The sequence below is a fragment of the Priestia aryabhattai B8W22 genome (genome assembly GCF_000956595.1).
Lineage (GTDB): Bacteria > Bacillota > Bacilli > Bacillales > Bacillaceae_H > Priestia > Priestia aryabhattai.
The window spans coordinates 16467-36551 of the sequence record NZ_JYOO01000010.1; the positions used below are offsets into that span (position 1 = coordinate 16467).

At 38.3% G+C, this 20085-nt stretch carries 21 protein-coding genes and 1 riboswitch; of the genes, 8 read left to right on the plus strand and 13 right to left on the minus strand.

The genetic code is table 11. The features are described 5' to 3' along the window. The first annotated feature begins 65 nt into the window (after positions 1–65). Positions 66–221 (plus strand): small, acid-soluble spore protein K, encoded by a 156-nt coding sequence (locus tag N178_RS09675; RefSeq protein WP_013055155.1) that lies wholly within the window; start codon positions 66–68, stop codon positions 219–221. An 84-nt stretch (positions 222–305) separates the two neighbouring features. On the opposite strand, the gene N178_RS09680 is transcribed toward N178_RS09675, so the two are convergent. Beyond that, on the minus strand, positions 306–620 hold the full coding sequence (locus N178_RS09680) for a YfhH family protein (protein ID WP_013055154.1): 315 nt from the start codon (positions 618–620) through the stop codon (positions 306–308). 82 nt (positions 621–702) lie between these two features. On the opposite strand from N178_RS09680, the gene N178_RS09685 reads away from it, so the two are divergent. After that, positions 703–1356, plus strand: a complete 654-nt coding sequence (locus tag N178_RS09685; RefSeq protein ID WP_045291965.1) for an SDR family NAD(P)-dependent oxidoreductase — start codon at positions 703–705, stop codon at positions 1354–1356. A gap of 122 nt (positions 1357–1478) precedes the next feature. On the opposite strand, the gene recX is transcribed toward N178_RS09685, so the two are convergent. Beyond that, complete coding sequence (gene recX, locus N178_RS09690; protein WP_045291966.1) at positions 1479–2288, minus strand: recombination regulator RecX; 810 nt, start codon at positions 2286–2288, stop codon at positions 1479–1481. Between the two features lie 98 nt (positions 2289–2386). On the opposite strand from recX, the gene N178_RS09695 reads away from it, so the two are divergent. From N178_RS09695 to N178_RS25860, 4 genes are all read left to right on the plus strand, one after another. Beyond that, on the plus strand, positions 2387–3289 hold the full coding sequence (locus N178_RS09695; RefSeq protein WP_045291967.1) for a TIGR01777 family oxidoreductase: 903 nt from the start codon (positions 2387–2389) through the stop codon (positions 3287–3289). 60 nt (positions 3290–3349) lie between these two features. Beyond that, entirely contained in the window at positions 3350–4564 is a 1215-nt protein-coding gene (locus tag N178_RS09700) for an amidohydrolase (protein ID WP_237758433.1), read from the plus strand. 166 nt (positions 4565–4730) lie between these two features. Next, a complete protein-coding gene (locus N178_RS09705) occupies positions 4731–5291 on the plus strand; it encodes a GNAT family N-acetyltransferase (RefSeq protein WP_013055149.1) in 561 nt (186 codons plus the stop codon). A 102-nt stretch (positions 5292–5393) separates the two neighbouring features. Continuing rightward, on the plus strand, positions 5394–5510 hold the full coding sequence (locus N178_RS25860; RefSeq protein WP_013055148.1) for a YfhE family protein: 117 nt from the start codon (positions 5394–5396) through the stop codon (positions 5508–5510). Positions 5511–5932: 422 nt separating this feature from the next. Here the strand turns inward: N178_RS25860 and N178_RS09710 are convergent, their stop codons facing one another. The 6 genes from N178_RS09710 to N178_RS09735 all read right to left on the minus strand — a co-directional run bounded on the left by N178_RS09710 (position 5933) and on the right by N178_RS09735 (position 14528). Beyond that, entirely contained in the window at positions 5933–8074 is a 2142-nt protein-coding gene (locus N178_RS09710; RefSeq protein ID WP_045291968.1) for a PAS domain-containing sensor histidine kinase, read from the minus strand. A gap of 275 nt (positions 8075–8349) precedes the next feature. Further along, positions 8350–9693, minus strand: a complete 1344-nt coding sequence (locus N178_RS09715; protein ID WP_045291969.1) for an amino acid permease — start codon at positions 9691–9693, stop codon at positions 8350–8352. A gap of 159 nt (positions 9694–9852) precedes the next feature. Beyond that, positions 9853–9933: riboswitch (glycine riboswitch) on the minus strand. Positions 9934–10185: 252 nt separating this feature from the next. Further along, positions 10186–11571 (minus strand): 23S rRNA (uracil(1939)-C(5))-methyltransferase RlmD, encoded by a 1386-nt coding sequence (rlmD, locus tag N178_RS09720; protein WP_045291970.1) that lies wholly within the window; start codon positions 11569–11571, stop codon positions 10186–10188. Between the two features lie 162 nt (positions 11572–11733). Further along, positions 11734–12543, minus strand: coding sequence for a delta-lactam-biosynthetic de-N-acetylase (pdaA, locus tag N178_RS09725; RefSeq protein WP_045291971.1), 810 nt, complete (start codon positions 12541–12543; stop codon positions 11734–11736). A gap of 94 nt (positions 12544–12637) precedes the next feature. Continuing rightward, positions 12638–14179 carry a fumarate hydratase gene (locus N178_RS09730; protein ID WP_016762857.1) on the minus strand — a complete coding sequence of 514 codons (1542 nt, stop codon included), beginning with the start codon at positions 14177–14179 and terminating at the stop codon, positions 12638–12640. 163 nt (positions 14180–14342) lie between these two features. Next, positions 14343–14528 (minus strand): SE1561 family protein, encoded by a 186-nt coding sequence (locus N178_RS09735; RefSeq protein WP_013081532.1) that lies wholly within the window; start codon positions 14526–14528, stop codon positions 14343–14345. A 203-nt stretch (positions 14529–14731) separates the two neighbouring features. On the opposite strand from N178_RS09735, the gene yfkAB reads away from it, so the two are divergent. Next, the gene (gene yfkAB / locus N178_RS09740) at positions 14732–15850 is read left to right on the plus strand and encodes a radical SAM/CxCxxxxC motif protein YfkAB (protein ID WP_045291972.1); all 1119 of its coding nucleotides are present in this window, start codon (positions 14732–14734) and stop codon (positions 15848–15850) included. A gap of 36 nt (positions 15851–15886) precedes the next feature. On the opposite strand, the gene N178_RS09745 is transcribed toward yfkAB, so the two are convergent. Beyond that, positions 15887–16687, minus strand: a complete 801-nt coding sequence (locus N178_RS09745) for a YfkD famly protein (protein ID WP_028412446.1) — start codon at positions 16685–16687, stop codon at positions 15887–15889. Positions 16688–16827: 140 nt separating this feature from the next. Next, positions 16828–17883, minus strand: coding sequence for a calcium/proton exchanger (gene cax, locus N178_RS09750; RefSeq protein ID WP_045291973.1), 1056 nt, complete (start codon positions 17881–17883; stop codon positions 16828–16830). Between the two features lie 200 nt (positions 17884–18083). On the opposite strand from cax, the gene N178_RS09755 reads away from it, so the two are divergent. Next, entirely contained in the window at positions 18084–18497 is a 414-nt protein-coding gene (locus tag N178_RS09755; protein ID WP_028412447.1) for a pyridoxamine 5'-phosphate oxidase family protein, read from the plus strand. A gap of 19 nt (positions 18498–18516) precedes the next feature. Here N178_RS09755 and N178_RS09760 read toward each other — a convergent pair whose 3' ends face one another. From N178_RS09760 to N178_RS09770, 3 genes are all read right to left on the minus strand, one after another. Next, positions 18517–18900, minus strand: a complete 384-nt coding sequence (locus N178_RS09760) for an OsmC family protein (RefSeq protein ID WP_045291974.1) — start codon at positions 18898–18900, stop codon at positions 18517–18519. Positions 18901–19107: 207 nt separating this feature from the next. Beyond that, complete coding sequence (locus tag N178_RS09765; protein ID WP_045291975.1) at positions 19108–19596, minus strand: phenolic acid decarboxylase; 489 nt, start codon at positions 19594–19596, stop codon at positions 19108–19110. Positions 19597–19621: 25 nt separating this feature from the next. Beyond that, positions 19622–20077 (minus strand): DUF3237 domain-containing protein, encoded by a 456-nt coding sequence (locus N178_RS09770; protein WP_045291976.1) that lies wholly within the window; start codon positions 20075–20077, stop codon positions 19622–19624. Between the last annotated feature and the right edge of the window lie 8 nt (positions 20078–20085).

Sequence of the window (20085 nt, forward strand, 5' to 3'; positions counted from 1 at the left end):
TTATTCACTCCCTCATGTACTATATCATAACCGCAACGCTTTCTGTTGTAAAAGGAGAGGTATCGATGCGCAATAAAGCAAAAGATTTTCCAAACCAACATCATACTAAGTTTGAAGGCGAACCTCGAGCAAAAGCTGAATACGCTTCAAAACGTGCAAATGGAACAATTAACACGCACCCTCAAGAACGTATGCATGCTTCTAATGAGCGCGAAGAATAACCGCTTGCTTTGTTTATTTGTTTAAAAATAAAATGAATATAGAAATCAAACAAGCAGCACACTTCGTGCTGCTTGTTCGTCCCTTTATTTTTTCAACATGGAAATAGGCAATGCCTCTTCGTTTTGCGGTGAGCCAAGTCTAAACCCCCACGCAAAAACTCCGTTCATATAATCAATTTTAAAATATGAACCCGGATCTCCTTGAATTTCATATACTTCCCCTGCTTTAAACGTTTCAGGATCCAATAAATACGATCTAGCCATTGTTACTTTTCTTTCTAATACTGCATACTCATTGACCATGCCAAGCTGTTCAGCTTTTCGTGCTTTTTCTTGAAGAGACCCAATTTCTTGTTGAAGTTCATACGTCGTCATATCACTGTAACGTTTTTCAGACATGCTGTTTTCCCCCTTGGTTGCTTTCATTTTATTATAACAAAAGGTATAACTAAAGGGAGACTATGAAAAGGGAGTTTTGGGAATGAAAACAGTATTAATCACGGGCGGTGCGACGGGTCTTGGAAAAGAACTCGCAAAACTTTACGCAAAAGACTACAACGTCATTCTAGCTGGACGCAATCAACAGAAATTAACTGAGGCGCAGCATGAGCTGGGAGACAACGTATATACGATGTCTGTAGATATTACACAGCATGAAGAAGTAGGAAAATCTGTAGAAAAACTGCTGATGCAGCATTCAGTAGATATCCTTATCAACAATGCAGGCATTGGACATTTTGGTCCTTTGACAGATTATACAAAACAAGCAATCGATGAAGTCATCGATACAAATGTAAAAGGAACTATTTTTTTAACGCAAGCGCTTATGCCTCATCTCTTGACGAGACCTGATCCTAAAGTTATAAATATCATTTCAACTGCAGGACTTCGCGGAAAAGCCAATGAAAGCGTCTATGTGGCAAGCAAATTTGGCGTAAGGGGATTTACAGAAAGTTTAAAAGTGGAATACCAAGATACCAACCTTCATGTGATTGCGGCTTATATGGGAGGCATGAATACTCCTTTTTGGGATCACAACAACCATATTAAAGATAAAAGCCGCTTGCGCTCGGCTTCAGAAATTGCTGAGATTATTTATAAACAGCAGAATGACTCAGAAGACATTTTGTTTTAAAGAAAGAGTGAAACCTACGTTAACGTTAACCATGAAAAAATCCGAACGAGTTGGATTCTCCATCAAGAATCTCGATTCACCGTTCGGATTTCCCTTCAACTAACGTACTTTTTCCTCCACCTCTACTCCTCTTCAATAGAGTCTAGAAATGATTGAATTTGATCAATGGAGAATCCTTTTCTATAAAGAGCCTGCTTCATTTTTTGCTGATATTCCCAGCCTTCATATTTTGAAAAACGACGATGAGCTTTCATTCCTTGATATTGCAGAGCTTCCCAAACCTCATCACTTTCTTTTTCTGTATCCGTTCGCTGAAATGCTTCTTGAATAACAGGAAACGAATAGCCCTTCACTGCCAACGCTTGTTCCATTTTTTGTTTCATCATTACTTGAGATAATTTCTTGTATTTCCCTTTTAATTTTTCAATTAATTTCACAGCAGTTTGAATTTGCTGTTCTTCAGGGTATTCACATAAACTAAGGGTAATAATGGAATCAGAAATCCCCTTTTCTTTCAATTCTCTTTGAATCACATTTGGTCCTTTTGATGTCGTGTTCATCTGAGTTAACACAAATGCTTTTGCAAACTCTTCATCATTTAAATAACGGTGGCTGACTAATTTCTGAATAACTTGTTGAATAATAGTAGAGTTAATTTCTTTTTTCTTTAAATAATCATGTACCTCTTTTTCAGAGCGCATTCGATAAGATAAGTAAGTGATCGCTAAATTATAAGCTTTTTTCTCATCATCTGCGTACTGAATTTCCGTTAATTCAAATTCATCAAGCTCACGACCTTTTTTTAAGTCATATTTGATGAGGACATTTTCGTCAACGCCAAAGCCAAACTCTTCACCTTTACCGTAATCTAAATACACATTATAACGTTCACCGCTATTCTTTTGCGTTGTGATCTTTGTGACAACAGGCATACACCTTCACCTCATATTTCTTATTTAAATTGATGGCTGAAGAACCGCCAAACGTATCATACACATTTTTATTTATCTCAATAAAGGAGGAAGTTCGTATGAAAATTGTTATTGCTGGAGGAACTGGATTCGTAGGTAAAGCTTTAACAAAACATTTTTTAACACAAAAACATTATGTATATATTTTAACACGCAATGCAGACAAAGCTGCAAGAGATCCGAAACTTAAATATGTAGAGTGGATGCAAGAAAACAGCCAACCTGAAGAGCATGTAGAAGGAGCAGACGTTTTTATCAATTTAGCTGGCGTTTCACTTAACAGCGGCCGCTGGACGGACGAGCGCAAAAAAGCCATCGTGGAAAGTCGCCTTTCTTCTACTCAAGAAATCCTTCGCATTATGGCTGCCTTACCCGCAAAGCCGTCACTTTACGTAAATGCAAGCGCCGTTGGTTATTACGGAACATCAACGAAAGAAACGTTCACAGAAGCTTCTCCATCCACCGGCACAGACTTTTTAGCTGAAACGGTAAAAAAGTGGGAAAACGAGGCCCTAAAAGCTATGGAACTCAATATTCGTACTGTCTTAACAAGATTCGGCGTTATATTAGGAAAAGATGGCGGAGCACTTCCTTCTACGGCCCTTCCCTATAAATTATTTGCAGGAGGAACAGTCGGTTCCGGAGAACAGTGGATGTCTTGGGTACATCTTCAAGACGTCGTGAAGATCATTGATTATTGTATTCATACCGAACAAATAGAGGGATCTGTTAATGTAACGGCCCCCAACCCCATTCAAATGAAAGAGTTTGGAAAGACGATTGGAAAAGTATTGAATCGTCCTCACTGGATGCCCGTACCTAGCTTTGGCCTTCAGCTGCTGATGGGAGAAATGAGTATGATTATTTTAAAGGGACAGCGCGTTTTACCTGAAAAATTGATTCAACAGAATTACATTTTTACATATACTGTATTAGAAGATGCATTGCGAGATTTACTCTAGTTATTTTCTGTTATTTCCCTAAAACAGGTGACTAAGCTGCCGATAGATAGGAGTAACTTTATGAAAACCATTCTCTTGAAAAATGCAACGCTCTATCCTATTACGTCAAAGCCTATTTATAATAGTGATGTGCTCATTCAAGATGGAAAAATTGTTTTAATTGGGCCAAACTTGCAGCCACCTCTTCGAGTAGAAGTCATTGACTGCAAACAGCGTTATTTATTCCCTGGATTTATTGATGTTCATACACATCTAGGATTATATGATGAAGGAACCGGCTGGGCCGGGAATGATGCTAACGAAACCATTGAACCTATGACTCCACATATCCGAGCTTTTGACAGTGTACATCCTTTAGATCCTGGGTTTAAAGATGCCATTGAAGCGGGTATTACGTCTGTACACATTATGCCTGGAAGTGCAAATGTGATCGGAGGTACAACGTCCGTTATTAAAACAGCCGGAACAAGCATTTCTCAAATGTTGATTCAAGAGACAGCTGGACTTAAGATTGCGCTAGGAGAAAATCCAAAACGAATTCACAGCCATGGTAATAAAGAATCGATTACACGAATGGGTATTATGGGGATGTTGCGAGAAGCCTTTTATCATGCAAAAAGCAGTGACAATAAAAATGATTTGCGCATCAAACCGCTCATTCAAGCACTGAATAGAGAGATTCCCGTTCGAATTCATGCTCACCGAGCGGACGATATTCTATCAGCCCTGCGCTTAGCAGATGAATTTCATTTAGACGTTCGTATTGAACACTGTACAGAAGGCCATTTAATTGCTAAAGAGCTGGGTGGAAGAAATTTAAAAGTGAGCGTAGGACCAACTTTAACACGCCGCTCAAAGATTGAACTTAAGAATAAAACGTGGAAAACCTATCAAGCTCTTTGCAATGAAGGAGTAGAAGTTTCCATTACAACAGACCACCCTTATACACCTATTCAGTACTTAAATATTTGTGCATCCATTGCCGTACGTGAAGGACTCGAAGAACAAAAAGCATTAGAAGGCATCACGATTGCTGCTGCTCGGAATCTCCGTATTGATCATCGAATCGGCAGTATCGAAGCAGGAAAAGACGCCGATTTAGTGCTATGGAGCCACCATCCCTTTCACTACCTAGCAAAGCCTATTTTCACCATGATAGATGGTAAAATATTATTTAAAAAAATTAACATTTTACCTATTTTCTTTTTTATTTTTTTTAGTATGATACGTTTAGAAGCATGTGAATTTCACAAAAGCATAAACATCACACGTTGACTTTTTATGTTTGTTGACTTGTAATGGGAAGGCAAATGGTGCGCCACCAGGTAACTGGTTCTAGTGGGTTCGATTCCCACCCCGAAATTTTTTTAATTATTAAAAAATTTCGAGGGTGGGGACTTGATTGGAGTCTGTATATACCCTCGATCAGGAGGGAAAAGTTATGTTAAAAAAACGTGACCTAAATGACTGTCAATCTCTATACGAACTCATGGTACATCCTGATGTCTTCCCTTTTGTTCGTCATAAAGCCCATTCCTATGAAGAATTTTTATTTGTGACTAAACAAACGATGGAAGCAGAAGATCATGGAGAAATTATTTCTCGCACGATTTTAGATGAATGGGGTAACCCTATCGGCACCATTAATTTATTTGATGTACAGGACCAAGCTGGTTTTTTAGGCACTTGGCTTGGCAAACCGTTTCATGGAAAAGGATATAATCAAATTGCAAAAGAAGCGTTCTTTAATGAACTGTTCTTTGAGTTAAATATAGAGCGAATTTTTATGCGAATTCGTAAAATCAATATCAGGTCTATTAAGGCTGCCGAAAAACTGCCTTATGCAGTACTTGCGAATGAAACACACAAAGCTTTATACGATGAAATTAATCAACATGAAGACGTATATGATTTATACGAAATTCCAAAAGACTTGTATACATTATACTACCTGCGTCACGAACAAGACGTTCAAGAAGATCACCAGCTTAAAGAAGCGTAAGAGTCTCTCCGTTACACGGAGAGCTTTTTTTTATGATTAAAAACGAGAGATTCTGGAAAAAATAAGTAGCATGATCGAAAAACGTTAATTGGAGGTTTTTTTATGTCTGAAAAGAAACGAAAAGAAAACGCAAAAAATACGTTAAGTAGCGCTCAAGAAATCTATTACGGCCGCGAGTTTAAAAAAGCGGATCGTGCAGGCGGCTACACGAAAAAATAAGTGAGGCAAAACATCTCTATCCAACGCTTGATCATCCCAACGTCCTTTCTGTACACTGTGTATCGGAAGGACGTTTTATATTATGTAAAGATAATAACACGAAGATTCTATGCGTATGATTTACGTTTTTTTAATAATCTACTATATCCACAAAGTTTACCCACAATTATGTGGATAATGTGCATAACTTTATCGGATATGTATATTACCGCTTTCATAACTTGAAATGACAGTGGGTAATTTTTATGTAAATTTTCTGAAAAAATGTGAATAATGTGGATAAAGTTGTGAATATCCTATACAATTCAGCAGTTAACTTCTTGTTAACCTGTGGATATCTTCTTTAGCGCTTTCGTTTGTTTTAGTAGCATGAAAGCTTTTGATATATTATAAGTATAATAATAAAAGTAGGGGAACTTCCCCTACTTTTTTATGATTGGAAACAATATATCCACACTTGTTCCTTGATTTAACTGACTAGAAAATGTCATCTGCGCACGGTGAGCTTTAATAATCCGGTAGCTGACCATCAGCCCTAAACCTGTACCTTTTTCTTTTGTACTATAAAAAGGCTCGCCTATCTTCGCTAACCGTTCAGGAGGAATACCTTGCCCTTCATCAGCAAGCTGCAGCCAAAGGTGGTTTTCTTTTGCTTTGATAGTAATATGAATACCCCCTCCTTCAGGCATTGCTTCGATAGAGTTTTTAATAATATTAATAAATACTTGTTTTAACTGATTTTTATCTCCATATACCTGTGGTAACTGGTCGTCCCTTTCAAATATGAAAGCTACCTTTTTTTCCACTGCTTCAGGTTCAAGAAGCAAGCACACTTCTTGAACAAGCGCTTGCATATTAAAGGGTTCAACATTCATAACCTGAGGTTTTCCTAACATCAAAAATTCTTCTACGATTCCATTCATTCGTTCTAATTCAGTTTCCATGATATCTATATACAAAGCATCTTTGGGATTTTGTTCTTTTAATAAGTGAACAAAACCTTTTAAAGACGTCAAAGGATTTTTGATCTCGTGGGCAACTCCAGCTGCAAGTTCTCCTACAACGGCAAGCTTCTCAGAAGTTCTAAGCTTCTCTTCTGCTTTTTTACGCTCCGTAATATCTGTCGATACGCACAGCATTTGAATCACTTCCTGTTTTTCATTCATAATAGGAAGTTTTGCTGTTTCGACCCACCGCCGGTTTCCTTTCGAATCTTTAAACTGTTCTTCTAATACCATCCCTTTTTGCGTACAGTTTGAAAACGCTCCTTTATATAAAAGATCTGATTGAAGGTTGAACTGATATTTATCAATTGATTGTCCAATCAAGTCATCAGATTTTTCACCTAGCAGTATCGCAAAAGATTCATTAACAAGAATGAACTCCCTTTTTTGATTAACGGCATAAATATAGCTTGGATTAATGTCAATGACTTGTCTTAAAAACGTTTTTTGTTCCTGCAGCTGATTTTCTTTTTGCTGTAAATTTGCTTTAGAATGGCGTATATAGCTAATCATTTCATTAAACTGTTTAGATAAAGTACCGATTTCGCCCCGCTCAATTTCTCGTTCTGGAATTTTTTGATTAAAATTCCCGTGCGCTACTTGTCCCGCCAATTCGTATAGTTTACGAATTGGATTCACAATTTGCCTTGCATATAACGCAGTAAAAAAAGAAAGCAGTAAAATTGTAATACCTGAAACGGTCCAAAGCGTTTTTTCAAACGTTTCATAAGGCCTGTAAATTTCTTCAACGGGTAATTCAGCAACAATTCCCCAGTCCAAAACAGGAATATATTCGAAAGACGCAAAGAAATACTTACCTTCGGTGTTCACAACGCGCTGATATCCTGATTTATGATTCATCGTTTCCTGGACGATTTCATTTTCCCTGGCATTTTCACCGATTCTCTGTTTCTCAGGGTGTGAAATAATTCTACCATTGCGGTCTACAATAAACGTATAGCCGTTCTCTCCTATATCGAACGTTTGAAAAATGGATTGAAAGCTTTTATTTTCTTCAATGCGCAGCGCTAAATTTATAACTTTTTTTACATTTTGCTGCTCATCCAAAATAGGAATCGCCATCACCACAATGTAATGCTTTGTGTCTGCTGAAACGACATCGCTTAAATATATTTTTTTAGTTCGCAGCGCTTCTTGAAAATATTTTCTTTTACTTAAGTTCACGTGCTTCATATTCTTTAAATCATCTGGGTAATAATGCTCCACATACCCTTTTGTATTAAAAATGGTTCCGCTATCGATATACGGTGAAATATTAACTATTTTCTGCAGTTCTTTGTCTATCTCTTGTTCATCATCCGATAAAAAAATAGGATCTTGCTGTACCTCGTCGCCCAAGCTCCAAATATCTTTAATCACGACGTTAATTTGCTCTTTCATTCTCTTGACGGTTTTATCAGTTACCTGTCGATATTGATCTTGAGAAATATTAGGCAGCATCACTCTTGAAACTATAAACATTAGCGTCAGTACGGTACAAATAAGAAGCACATTAATCGTGAAGATTTTCCAAAACGTATGAGATTTAAACCATTTCATGTTTGTTCACCTTAATCTAATGAAGTCTACCTCCATTGTACTGTAAAATGAAAACTTTTCCATGTAAATGATAGAATTCCACCTTTAGACATAGAAGAAAAGCATTGGGTTCTACATTACGACCAGAAAACTATGAGCTTTTTCACTGTGTTTTAAACATTTTTTTAGGGTTCTTATATAAACTTTGCTTCCTGCATTTTCTTCATGCAGTAGAAATCCATTATTTATCCTCCAATAAAAAGACCCCATCACGAAATGATGAGGTCGTCAATTTACTATTTCTTTTTCCTTCTAGCCCAGTAAAAACCAAATAAGAGAATAAACCAAACGGGTGTCAACAATAAGGCTGGGCGCGTCGCATCAGAAAACAGCATAATAATAAGAATCACTGCAAATAACGCTAGCACAACATAGTTTATAAATGGTGTTAACGGTGCTTTGAATGTTGATGCTGCATGCAGCTGCGGACGCGTTTTTTTATATCTTAGATGGCAAATCAAAATGATACTCCACACCCAAATAAAACAAATAGCGCTAATGGTTGTTACGATGCCAAAAGCTTGGTCTGGTATCAGTTTGCTTAACAAAGCTCCCGCTGAGATAACCAGCGTAGATACAAACAATCCGCTGCTTGGTACGTGGTTTTTGTTCAGTTTTGCAAACGTAGATGGTCCTTGGTCATTTTTACTTAAATTATATAAGATACGGCTTGTTGAAAACATTCCGCTATTACAAGCAGAAGCGGCTGAAGTTAATACAACAAAATTAATAATTCCAGCAGCAAGCGGAATTCCGACTAAACTAAAGGTTTTAACAAATGGGCTTTCTGCCGCATTTAATTCCATCCACGGGTTAATAAATAAAAGGACGATAAGCGCTCCAACATAGAAAAATAAGATTCGCAGCGGAATTTTATTAATGGCCGATGGAATATTTTTTTGGGGATTTGATGTTTCCGCTGCCGATACCCCTACCAATTCAACCCCGACGTATGCGAAAATAACCATTTGGAATGAAAGTAAGAAACCTGAAACCCCGTTCGGAAACAGTCCTCCATGATTCCAAAGATTTTGAACCGTAACCGATCCTGCATCCGTTTTAAATCCGATTACCAGTAAAATAACGCCAATCACAATTAACGCAAGAATCGTAATAACCTTTATTAAAGCAAACCAAAACTCTAATTCTCCAAATAATTTTACGGTTAATAAGTTAAGCCCTAATAAAATAATCACACAAATAAGTGCAGGAATCCACTGAGGGAGATTGAACCAATATTTCACATATACGCCAACGGCAATCACGTCAGCCATAGCTGTCATGATCCAGCAAAACCAGTACGTCCATCCTGTGACAAATGAAGCCCATGGTCCAAGATACTCTTCAGCAATATCTGTTAACGATTGATAACCTGCTTTAGACAGCAGTAGTTCTCCTAGCGCTCTCATCACAAAGAAAAGCGCAATACCCACAATTAAATAAGCAAAGATGATAGAGGGACCTGCAAGCTGTATTGCTTTACCAGAACCTAAAAATAATCCCGTCCCAATGGTTCCTCCAATCGCGATTAGCTGAACATGACGATTGGATAAATCCCTCTTTAATTCTCGTTGTTCCAACTCTAACTCCTCCTAACAATAAAACCTTTGATACAATCGTGCGGACTACAAAATAAAGTCCAATAAAAAAAGAGATTGGATGCGCTCCAATCTCATGGTCATAAGAATAACAAATATTATGGTACATACTAACAATTAGTAACATGCCAAATAAATATCCGGTACTCTTCTGTCCTTTTGCCTGAGATTGTGAACCCTTCGGCGTCGCGAAACTATCGCGATCTCTCCAGAAGCTGCTCCTGCTATAGTGTGATCCATAGCAATCATAGCTTTCTACGTATTAAATTTTTCAGTCAATAGAATGACTGTCGAATAGTTGTTTATTCTAATACCAGTTGGATGCTTTGTCAATAAGAAAAATTATTTTCATTTATTTTCCTTCTTTGAAAGAAGACACTACATAAAAACCTTGTTCTTTTATTTGTGATAAAAATCATCCTATCACAAACAAAAAAAAAGCAGAATCAAATCTGCCCTTTACTCTTTTTCTATTCATTTCTTTAACGTCAAACTCACCACATTCTCCACATGCGCCGTATGAGGGAACATATCAACAGGCTGAATGTAATCAACATGATAAGCCTTCGACAGCTGCTGCACATCTTTCGCTAATGTGGATGGATTACAAGAAACGTAAACCACTTTCTTTGGCTTCACTTGTAAAATTGTTTTTAGAAGCTTGTCATCACAGCCTGTTCGCGGAGGGTCAACGACGATTACGTCTGGCTTCCAGCCTTCTTTTACCCACTGCGGCATCCATTTTTCAGCTGGACCCGTCACATATGTGGCATGTTCAAATCCATGGTCTTTGGCATTTTTTCGCGCGTCTACAACGGATTCTTCAATCGTGTCCATTCCGCGAATTTCTTTGGCATCTTTAGCAAGCCATAAGCCAATTGTCCCTACTCCGCAGTATGCATCTACAATTTTTTCACTGCCCGTTAGCGCAGCTGCTTTTTTTACTTCGTCATATAGCTTCACCGTTTGAAGAGGATTCAACTGGAAAAATGCACGCGCTGAAAGTTCGAATGAGATATCACCTAACGTTTCTTGAATCACTGATTTTCCAGCGAGCGTAAACGTTTCGTCTCCAAAGATAAGCGATGTTTTTTGGCCGTTTACGTTTTGTACGAGCGATTTCACTTCCGGCAGGCGGCGCTGAATTTCTTTCATCAGCAGCTCTTTTTTCGGAATTTCTTTTTTAGCCGTAATCAAGACAATTTGAACTTCACCCGTTTCAAATCCTACTCGAGATACAATGGTACGCACAATTCCACGGCGTTTACGCTCATTGTAGATAGGGATTTGAAGGTCTTGTAAAATTCGTTTTATTTCTTTTGTCACGTGATTTGTGGCTTTATGCTGAATGGGACAGTTTTCAATATCAATCAAGCGGTGAGAATTCAGTCCGTACAAACCAGCAATGACTTTTTGTTTGTCCACGCCGACTTGAAACTGAGATTTATTACGATAGCGCCACGGATCTTCCATGCCAATCGTTTGGCGTGTTTTTTCTTCTACTTTTTTTAATGAACTGTGACGTTCGAACGCTTGCAGAACGATATCGCGCTTGGATTCTAGCTGACCTTCATAGGATAAGTGCTGAAGCTGGCAACCTCCGCACTGGTCGTAAATAGGACAGGGTGCTTCTACGCGATGAGGAGATTTTTTGCGAATTCGCTTGATTTTCCCTTCGGCAAACTTATGCTGAACGTTTGTTGCTTCTACAACTACTTCTTCATTCGGTAATGCTCCCGGCACGAAGACGACTTGGCGCTTAAAATATCCTACGCCTTCTCCATTAATACCGAGTCTTTTTATAGTCAACGGAAACGTTTGTCCTTTTTGAACTTTCATTTCAGTTTTTGGTTTATTCATGAGACCAACTCCGATTAGTTTAAATTCTTTATATAGTTATTAACGGTCTTTAGCTGCTTAAAACCTATTAGACCGTATCGCTTTAAAAAAGACATCAACGCATATTATAACACTTCAACAGCAAAAAACCGACAGAAGAAACATTCCCGTCGGTTTTTATCTTTATTTCGTTTTAGAAGGACTTTTCTTCATTTGTTTGCGTTCGTTCATTAAATCATCAATACTTTTAAACGTATAGCCCTGCTTTTTTAAATCCACAATCGCTTGATCTAACGCATCTGCGTTATCTTTTGAAACGGTATGCAAAAGCATAATCGCACCTGGATGTATTTGAGCCATCATATTGTCGTATGAGTAGCGCCAGCCTTTTTGTTCATTCACTTTCCAGTCAACGAATGCAAGTGACCAAAATACATTCGTATAGCCTTCTTGCTTTGAAAGAGCTAGCGTTCGCTCGCTAAATACACCTCTAGGTGAGCGAAGATACTTCATTTCATCACGACCCGTAATATTCTTGTATTCATCTTTTACTTTTTGCAGTTCCTCTTTAAAACGCGCATCATCCACTTGAGTTAAGTCAGGGTGATGCCATGAATGATTGCCGACAATATGCCCTTCTTTTACCATTCTCTTAATTAGCTTAGGCTCTTCTTTTAAATAGTGTCCTGTTACAAAGAACGTGGCAGGAACCTTTCTTTTTTTGAGCACGTCTAATACCTGCGGTGTATAACCATTTTCATAACCGTTATCAAACGTTAAATAAATATCTTTTTTAGTTGTATCTCCGAGGTAAAACGCATCATACTTAGCAAGAATTTGTTCATAAGCTGTACCTGCAGATGCGGGCTTGTGATTTTTACTTTTTTGAAATCCCCAGCTGATCGGAGTGTTTGGATACATTTGTGCTTCAACAGATGCTATGCCTGTTGACATCACAAATAAAAAAACGAGAAAAAAGGTGAATCGGCGCATAAGAAGCTCCTTTCGGAAGTCATTTTACGCTTAGTATCCACTCAATTTTCTCGTTCATGAACGTTACTTTTTACCATACGCTTTGGACGTATGTTTATTTAAATACCGGTTCTTTAAATTGCTCAAGCTTTTCAAATGAAGACTTGTCTACATCTGCATGCAAGCTGTTTCCGTGTGAATCCATCGTCACTACAGCTGTAAAGCCTTCTACTTTTAAATGCCACATTGCTTCAGGAATACCGAACTGCATCAAATCAACGCCTTCTACGCTCTTGATACAGTCAGCATAGTACTGTGCAGCTCCGCCGATCGCATTTAAATATACGCCGCCGTGCTCTTGAAGAGCAGCAAGCGTTTTAGGACCCATACCGCCTTTACCGATAACCGCGCGGATACCAAATTTCTTCATAATATCTCCTTGGTACGGTTCTTCACGGATACTTGTTGTTGGTCCTGCAGCGGTTACGTGCCATTTTTCGTCTTCATCTTTTAACATAACCGGACCACAGTGATAAATGATTTGTCCATTTAAATCAATTGGCGCATCGTGATCTGTTAAATGCTTATGAATAGCGTCGCGTCCTGTGTACATCATACCGTTGATGCGCACCACGTCGCCAACTTTTAATTCACGAATTTGCTCTTCTGTAATAGGTGCTTGTAATACAACTTCTTTTGTTTCATCCGCATTTTGCTTCTCTTCGGCGCCTGCATTTTTATTAAAATCTACTTCTTCGCCTTCTTGATACAGCCACTCTTGAACGCTTCCTGTATCAGCATTGATTTTAATACCTAAGCGACGGTAAGCCCAGCAGTTATACGCAACTGACACGTAGAAGCTAGCAGGAATACGATTGATTACGCCGACTTTACAGCCAAGTAATGTCGTTTCTCCACCAAAACCCATCGTACCGATTCCTAACTTATTAGCATTTTCCATTACATACTCTTCTAATTCTTTCAGCTGAGCATTTGGATTTTCATCATCTAAGTTTCGGAACAGCTGCTCTTTTGCTAATTCATAGCCTGTTGTACGGTCGCCACCGATTCCAACACCAATGACGCCGGCACTACAGCCTTGACCTTGTGCTTGATACACAGAGTGCATCACACATTTACGAATGCCGTCTAAATCACGGCCAGCTCGACCTAAACCTTCTACTTCACAAGGCAGGCTGTACTGAATGTTTTTATTTTCACAGCCGCCGCCTTTTAGAATAAGACGCGCATCAATATAGTCATTTTCCCACTGCTCAAACTTAATAACCGGCGTGCCGCCGCCTAAATTATTACCGCTGTTTTCTCCCGTTAACGAATCTACGGAGTTAGGGCGAAGCTTTCCGTGCTTTGTTGCTTCTTCAATTGCCCAATAAATCGCTTCTTTAATTTGAAGCTGATTCACTCCTACAGGGGTTTTAATTTTAAATGTTGGCATACCCGTATCTTGACAAATTGGCGATAAATTATCATCCGCCATTTTAATATTATTGGTAATGGTCGCTAAAGACATTGCTGCACGAGTTCCTGCATTTTCACGCGCTTTTGCCTTTGCGATAGCACGTCGAACGTCTTTTGGCAATTTTGTAGATGTTTCAACAATTAAATCGTACATGCTTTGTTTTAAAGCTTCAATCATCACTTAATTCCTCCCATATCCCGCTAATGTATGTATTTATCTATCTGTCGTACAACTTTCAAAATTTATTATACTCCTTCAAAAATTGTTTCGAAAGACCTTTATAGGAGGATTTCCACTTCAAGCAAAAAAGCGCTAGTTTTTCTAGCGCTTTTTTCTTTGTTCATTCTTTATCTTTTTTAAACTGCTCACATTTTGCTTCGAGGTCATCAATCATTGTAATCAAACGGTCAATGTCTTCTAGGTCTGTGTTTTCAGGCTCCATAGAGTCTAATACGTGTACAAACATATTTAAACGATCTTTTAAATAACGTACTTGTGAATCTTTATCTCGAACGGCGTTTCCCATTTTAAACCCTCCTGATATAGCTTTTCATTCGTATTTCTTTATATCCTAACGAATACTTTCATATTTGACAACTAAAAGCAATAAAATCCATAATAGTCACTGGTGTCCGTTTTGAATGAGACGTATAATTTAGTCTAGCAGGACGGACCGTGAGATGTTTTCATCATCATTTCACTTTACGGAAAAATAAAAGGAGTTTTTTTATGGCCACTTTACAACGAATTACCCCGGAGTTCGATCCGTGGGAAGCGTATTTAGATATGAAACAATATGGCAAACCCACGCTTACAAACGTTGAATTTACCACAACGACGCTTTGTAATATGCGATGTGAGCACTGCGCAGTTGGATATACGCTGCAGCCAAAAGATCCAAACGCACTGCCGCTTGATTTAATTTTAAAACGTCTCGATGAAATTCCAACTCTTCGAGCGTTAAGCATTACGGGCGGAGAGCCGATGATGTCTCTATCTTCTGTGAAAAATTATGTGGTGCCTTTATTAAAGTATGCACATGAACGAGGTGTCCGTACACAGATTAATTCAAATTTAACATTAGATCTTGCTCGTTACGAACAAATCATTCCTTATTTAGATGTTTTACATATTTCTCACAACTGGGGAACGATGGATGACTTTGTGGAAGCTGGCTTTGCAATGATGGAGCGAAAGCCTACTTATGAGCAGCGCGCCAAATATTTCGACCGTATGATTGAAAACAGCCGCGCGCTTGTAAAAGCAGGTGTAACGGTATCAGCTGAAACGATGTTAAATAAACGTACGCTTCCTCATATGGAAAAAATTCATCGTCAAATTGTGGATGAAATGCTTTGTCAGCGTCACGAAGTACACCCTATGTATCCAAGTGACTTTGCCAGCACTTTAGAAACATTATCTCTTCCTGAAATGCGTCAAGCTATTCATCACCTTCTTGATATTCGAGATGAAAATGTGTGGATGCTATTCGGCACGTTACCGTTTTATGCATGCAGTAATAACGAGGAAGACTTAACGCTTTTACAGCGCTTGTATAGCAGTAAAAATGTAACCGTTCGAAACGATCCAGACGGGCGTTCTCGCCTAAATGTAAATATTTTCGACGGAGATATCATCGTAACTGATTTTGGTGATACGCCTCCTCTTGGCAACATTCAAGATACAAAACTTACAGACGCTTTTGATACGTGGCAACAAAGCACGATTTCTAAAGAACTTAGCTGCCATTGTTCAGCAGTGTCGTGTTTGGGACCTAATATTTTGGTGAAAAACAGCTATTATCAAGGTACTGATTTCAGCAAACTCCAAGCGAACATTACAAAATAACAAAAAGAGATTCCATCGTGGGAATCTCTTTTTTTGTTATCTCGGCTGATCGTAAGCCCCAAAACTTAAGGAGACATAATCTTGTACTGGAATCCATGCTCCAATTCCTTGAGACGTTACATTTCTCACCACAATTGAACGCTTGCTGCCTTTTACCGTTACATACACTTCTCCATACGTCACTTTTCCCTTTTCACTTACGGCAGGCGTGTACGCATAGAGATAACCTACTTTTTTGGGAGCTACGTTATACACCTGGTCTTTTTTCGTTCCGGCACCTACAAACGTTTGAAATGATAAAGTGAGCTTTGTTTTTTTAGCTGCTTCAATTAGCATCATTTGTTTAACATGATCAGGCTGGGGCACTTTTGCTGTTAATCCGCCTTTTACATGGCTTTGATTTTCCTGACTGTACATCATTTTGTACTGAGTTTTTCCTGCTCTGTTATCATAATGATTCGTATTGATTCGCTGGTGCTGCCAGTTAACGTTTGTTTCTGTTGATTCATAATTTAACGGCCACTGTCCTAAAAAAATGGTTGCTCTGAACCCAATTGCCCATGGAGTTTTAGAAATGTTTGATTCATTTAATATACGAATTAAATCAGGGTTTTCAATTTTTACATTTGACGTTTCAATGAGCTCTTTTGTGAACTCACTCGGCTGCAAATAAGGCGTGTCTTGACTAGCATTTGGATACGTATTTTCTTTTGAAATATTTAAAGCTGAAGAAGGCACGTTGATGGTAGGCTGAGCTGTTTTAGCAATGGCGATCTTCGTTGAACATGAAAATGAAATAATGATGGTAAACACAAATAAAAGCAATTTACGTAACATCTAGAAACTCCTTTCAACATCGTTAATGAATGCAACCATAGTTTTTTCAAACATCCCCTGTTTTATCCTGAATACCAAAAGGGAAATTCTTCTATTCACCTACAAAAAAGAAACGTCCACATAAAGTGAACGTTTCTTTTTTAAATAAGATAAAAACCAATTCCCATAATAATATAAGCGCCTAAAAGAGTTGCACCTTCGAACCAGTTTGTATCTCCGTCGTTAGAAATGGCAATCGTTAAAAATACGGCTGTTACCATCGCAATCAACTCCGGCCACGTAAAAACAAGAGACATTTGATTTTCGAACATCAGCGACACTAACACTAGTATCGGTGCTACAAACATCGCTACTTGTAAAGTCGAGCCAACAGCAATTTCAACTGCTACACCCATGCGATTTTTAACAGCCATAATAATTGCGGAAGCATGCTCTGCCGCGTTCCCAACAATCGCTACAATGATGACCCCGATGAACAGCTCACTCCAGCCAAAGCTTTCCGAGACAATTTCGATTGTACTTACCAAGCTTTCGGATACGTAAGCTACAGCTAACGTAGACAAAAAGAGAACCGCAATCGCTTTCCACATTGACCACTCTGGCTCCTCATGTTCTTCCACTTCTTCACTTTTATGCTGATACACGCCTCGATGCGTTACTAGCTTAAAAAATAACGCCGCTAAGTACAAGATGATGAGAATAATGGAGATTCCAACACTTAGGGACATGGTCTTCGCTTCGTCCATTTCGCTAGCAAACACTTCAGGAATAACAAACGCAACAATAACGGCAAAGATCAATAATCCAGAATTATGTCTTGCATCATAGACGTTAAATTCTTGACGCTTAAATTTAAGTCCCCCGATAAAGAATGAAAGACCCCCTACAAGAAGAAGATTTCCTAATACAGAACCGGTTAACGATGCAAGCACTACGGCTGTAAGGCCTTCTTTTAGAGCAAAAATAGAAATAATTAATTCTACAGCGTTACCAAACGTGGCATTTAATAGACCGCCTATTCGAGGACCAGCTACAACAGCTAAGCTCTCTGTTGCTCTTCCCATAAAAGCTGCGAGGGCAATGATTGTTAAACAGTAAATAATAAACATAAGAACATCTGACCAGTGCATCATGTGCCCAATAACAGATAGCGGCACCCCAAGAATAACCGCTATAAGAAAAATCCGATTGATCATCGATATGTACACCCACCTTATTCATTTTTTGACAACAAAATCAATCATATCAAATTAATAGAATTTGTATAGACTCACCGTCAATGTTAGTATTTTTAACCTATTTTTATAAATGATAAACCCCTAATTGATTTTTGATTAAGATATTTAAAAATCAGCCAAACTACCAAGGATAATGAGATAGAATGAGGAGTGAAAAAATGAGTAATGATGTAAAAAATCAAATTTTATCCGTACTGGATGACTATACAATCGGAACGTTAGCTACGATTCAAGATGGAAAACCTTATTCACGCTTTATGATGTTTTTTCATGAAGATCTTGTGCTCTACACCGCCACCAATAAAGATACCCATAAAGTCGAAGAACTAGAAAAAAACCCTTACGTTCATATTTTGTTAGGCTATGATGGGCAAGGTTGGAGTGATCCGTATGTAGAGGTAGAAGCCAAAGTAAATGTAGAAACAAACGAAGAGTTAAAAAAGAAATTTTGGAATGAAAAGTTAAAAGAGTGGATTAAAAGTCCAGATGATCCAAATTATTTGCTTCTTCAGCTGACCCCTGAACGCATGCGCTATTTTGATAAAGCCGGAAGCAAACCAAAAGAAATATAAAAGTGGACAATGTCCACTTTTATTTTATTTCGAAGGTTTCTGTCACTTTTATACTGTCAATAACCGACTGTAGCATCGAACAATTTTTTCGAGCTAGCTCAATTGATTTTTCAATTTTATCTAATGGAAGGTCTTCTCCTGTGATGATATAGTGCAAATGAATTTTTTCGATTCGCCCCGCTTTTTCATCATTGCGCGTCACATCAGCTTGGATGCGTAGATCTGAAAAAGAGATTCTTTTTTTCTCTAGAATCTTTCTTAACACGCCTCCGCTGCACACGGCAATGGACGATGTCATTAACTGATAAGGACGAAAGCCATGCTCTTCATCTCCGGCGATATGCAGCTCTCCGTAAGGAAGATTTGTCGTAAAACCCTCTTCTTTTTTCATGTTAAATTCCATTTTCTTCACTCCTTTACTTCATTATAAACCGCTTTTTATATAACCAACTACTCTCACTATGGATTACTTGTTACACTGCGGTTTTATTTCCGGGCACCATCACAATAAAAAAATCCGAACGAATTTAATTCTTGATCAAGAATTAAATTCGTTCGGATTTTCCTTCAACTAACATACTTTTGTCCTAGCCTTTTTTATGCCGCCATGTTAAATTAATTTTCCAGCGCGAATATCATCCGTCATTCCTTCGTAAGGCGCTTGAGCGATAACTTCCTCATTGTTCGCTCCGACATTTTTGATAAACGTAATATCAGCAAATTCCGGAACAACATATTTTGGATATGTTTCGTATTTTTCACGGGATTCGTGCATTAAATCAAGATAATCATTTTGATAGCACACGGTAATTTCAGGATGTTCATGTACCCATTTTGGAAAGAAAATAATGCCGTGCATGCGTTTTTCATCAGGCATAAAGTTCAAAGATACATCTGTGCCCGTTGGTTCAGTCCAGGATACTTTATATACACCTTCTGTTAATTTCACAATATCTACTTTCTGGTCACGAACCCATCGTCCTGCCACCATTCCGCTATGAATACGGTAATCGATTGTATTTTCGTTTTTAATATAGATTTCATATTCCCATCCGTTTTCGTATGTGTAAATCATATGATTCCCAATAAATTTTTCCATGTTTATACCTCTCCTTTAATTTGATTTATAAAACTTCATATATGTCTAGCACAACGCTGTCTGGGTTTCTTACAGCAGCGCCTATAAAAATGCGGTCCTGTAACCACTTATACTTTGCACTTCCAGTTTCAAAGACAGGAATCGTACGAAAGTAAACGTGCTCTGGAGGTACAATTTCACCTTCAGCAGCCTGTTCTCTAAATTCTTTACTAACCTGACGTATTCCGTTGTTTTCAATGTAGATAAGTTCATCATCTTCTGTGTGAATCACATAACGAGCAGATAAATCGACGCGGCCATCCCAACGAATAATTTGAGAATCTGCTCCGCTTGGAAGGATTAAGCCTTTTATCTTTCCATTTGCAGTACCTGACTTAATGGGGATAAACTGTTTTTTCCCTAACCCTGTATGACCAATGACAATCGGGGTACCAACATTAATTGTGAATGTCGCTATTTTCTTTAACCCTGGTTCTATCATAGCAATCA

What these genes read in the sequence shown, in the direction of transcription:
- N178_RS09710 (WP_045291968.1), bottom strand. Translation starts at nt 8,074, where the DNA reads ATGAAATGGTTTAAATCTCATACGTTTTGGAAAATCTTCACGATTAAT.
- cax (WP_045291973.1), bottom strand. Translation starts at nt 17,883, where the DNA reads ATGATCAATCGGATTTTTCTTATAGCGGTTATTCTTGGGGTGCCGCTA.
- yfkAB (WP_045291972.1), top strand. Translation starts at nt 14,732, where the DNA reads ATGGCCACTTTACAACGAATTACCCCGGAGTTCGATCCGTGGGAAGCG.
- N178_RS09770 (WP_045291976.1), bottom strand. Translation starts at nt 20,077, where the DNA reads ATGATAGAACCAGGGTTAAAGAAAATAGCGACATTCACAATTAATGTT.
- N178_RS09695 (WP_045291967.1), top strand. Translation starts at nt 2,387, where the DNA reads ATGAAAATTGTTATTGCTGGAGGAACTGGATTCGTAGGTAAAGCTTTA.
- N178_RS09675 (WP_013055155.1), top strand. Translation starts at nt 66, where the DNA reads ATGCGCAATAAAGCAAAAGATTTTCCAAACCAACATCATACTAAGTTT.
- N178_RS09765 (WP_045291975.1), bottom strand. Translation starts at nt 19,596, where the DNA reads ATGGAAAAATTTATTGGGAATCATATGATTTACACATACGAAAACGGA.
- N178_RS09760 (WP_045291974.1), bottom strand. Translation starts at nt 18,900, where the DNA reads ATGGAATTTAACATGAAAAAAGAAGAGGGTTTTACGACAAATCTTCCT.
- N178_RS09705 (WP_013055149.1), top strand. Translation starts at nt 4,731, where the DNA reads ATGTTAAAAAAACGTGACCTAAATGACTGTCAATCTCTATACGAACTC.
- rlmD (WP_045291970.1), bottom strand. Translation starts at nt 11,571, where the DNA reads ATGAATAAACCAAAAACTGAAATGAAAGTTCAAAAAGGACAAACGTTT.
- pdaA (WP_045291971.1), bottom strand. Translation starts at nt 12,543, where the DNA reads ATGCGCCGATTCACCTTTTTTCTCGTTTTTTTATTTGTGATGTCAACA.
- N178_RS09755 (WP_028412447.1), top strand. Translation starts at nt 18,084, where the DNA reads ATGAGTAATGATGTAAAAAATCAAATTTTATCCGTACTGGATGACTAT.
- N178_RS09680 (WP_013055154.1), bottom strand. Translation starts at nt 620, where the DNA reads ATGTCTGAAAAACGTTACAGTGATATGACGACGTATGAACTTCAACAA.
- N178_RS09745 (WP_028412446.1), bottom strand. Translation starts at nt 16,687, where the DNA reads ATGTTACGTAAATTGCTTTTATTTGTGTTTACCATCATTATTTCATTT.
- N178_RS09685 (WP_045291965.1), top strand. Translation starts at nt 703, where the DNA reads ATGAAAACAGTATTAATCACGGGCGGTGCGACGGGTCTTGGAAAAGAA.
- recX (WP_045291966.1), bottom strand. Translation starts at nt 2,288, where the DNA reads ATGCCTGTTGTCACAAAGATCACAACGCAAAAGAATAGCGGTGAACGT.
- N178_RS25860 (WP_013055148.1), top strand. Translation starts at nt 5,394, where the DNA reads ATGTCTGAAAAGAAACGAAAAGAAAACGCAAAAAATACGTTAAGTAGC.
- N178_RS09730 (WP_016762857.1), bottom strand. Translation starts at nt 14,179, where the DNA reads ATGATTGAAGCTTTAAAACAAAGCATGTACGATTTAATTGTTGAAACA.
- N178_RS09735 (WP_013081532.1), bottom strand. Translation starts at nt 14,528, where the DNA reads ATGGGAAACGCCGTTCGAGATAAAGATTCACAAGTACGTTATTTAAAA.
- N178_RS09700 (WP_237758433.1), top strand. Translation starts at nt 3,350, where the DNA reads ATGAAAACCATTCTCTTGAAAAATGCAACGCTCTATCCTATTACGTCA.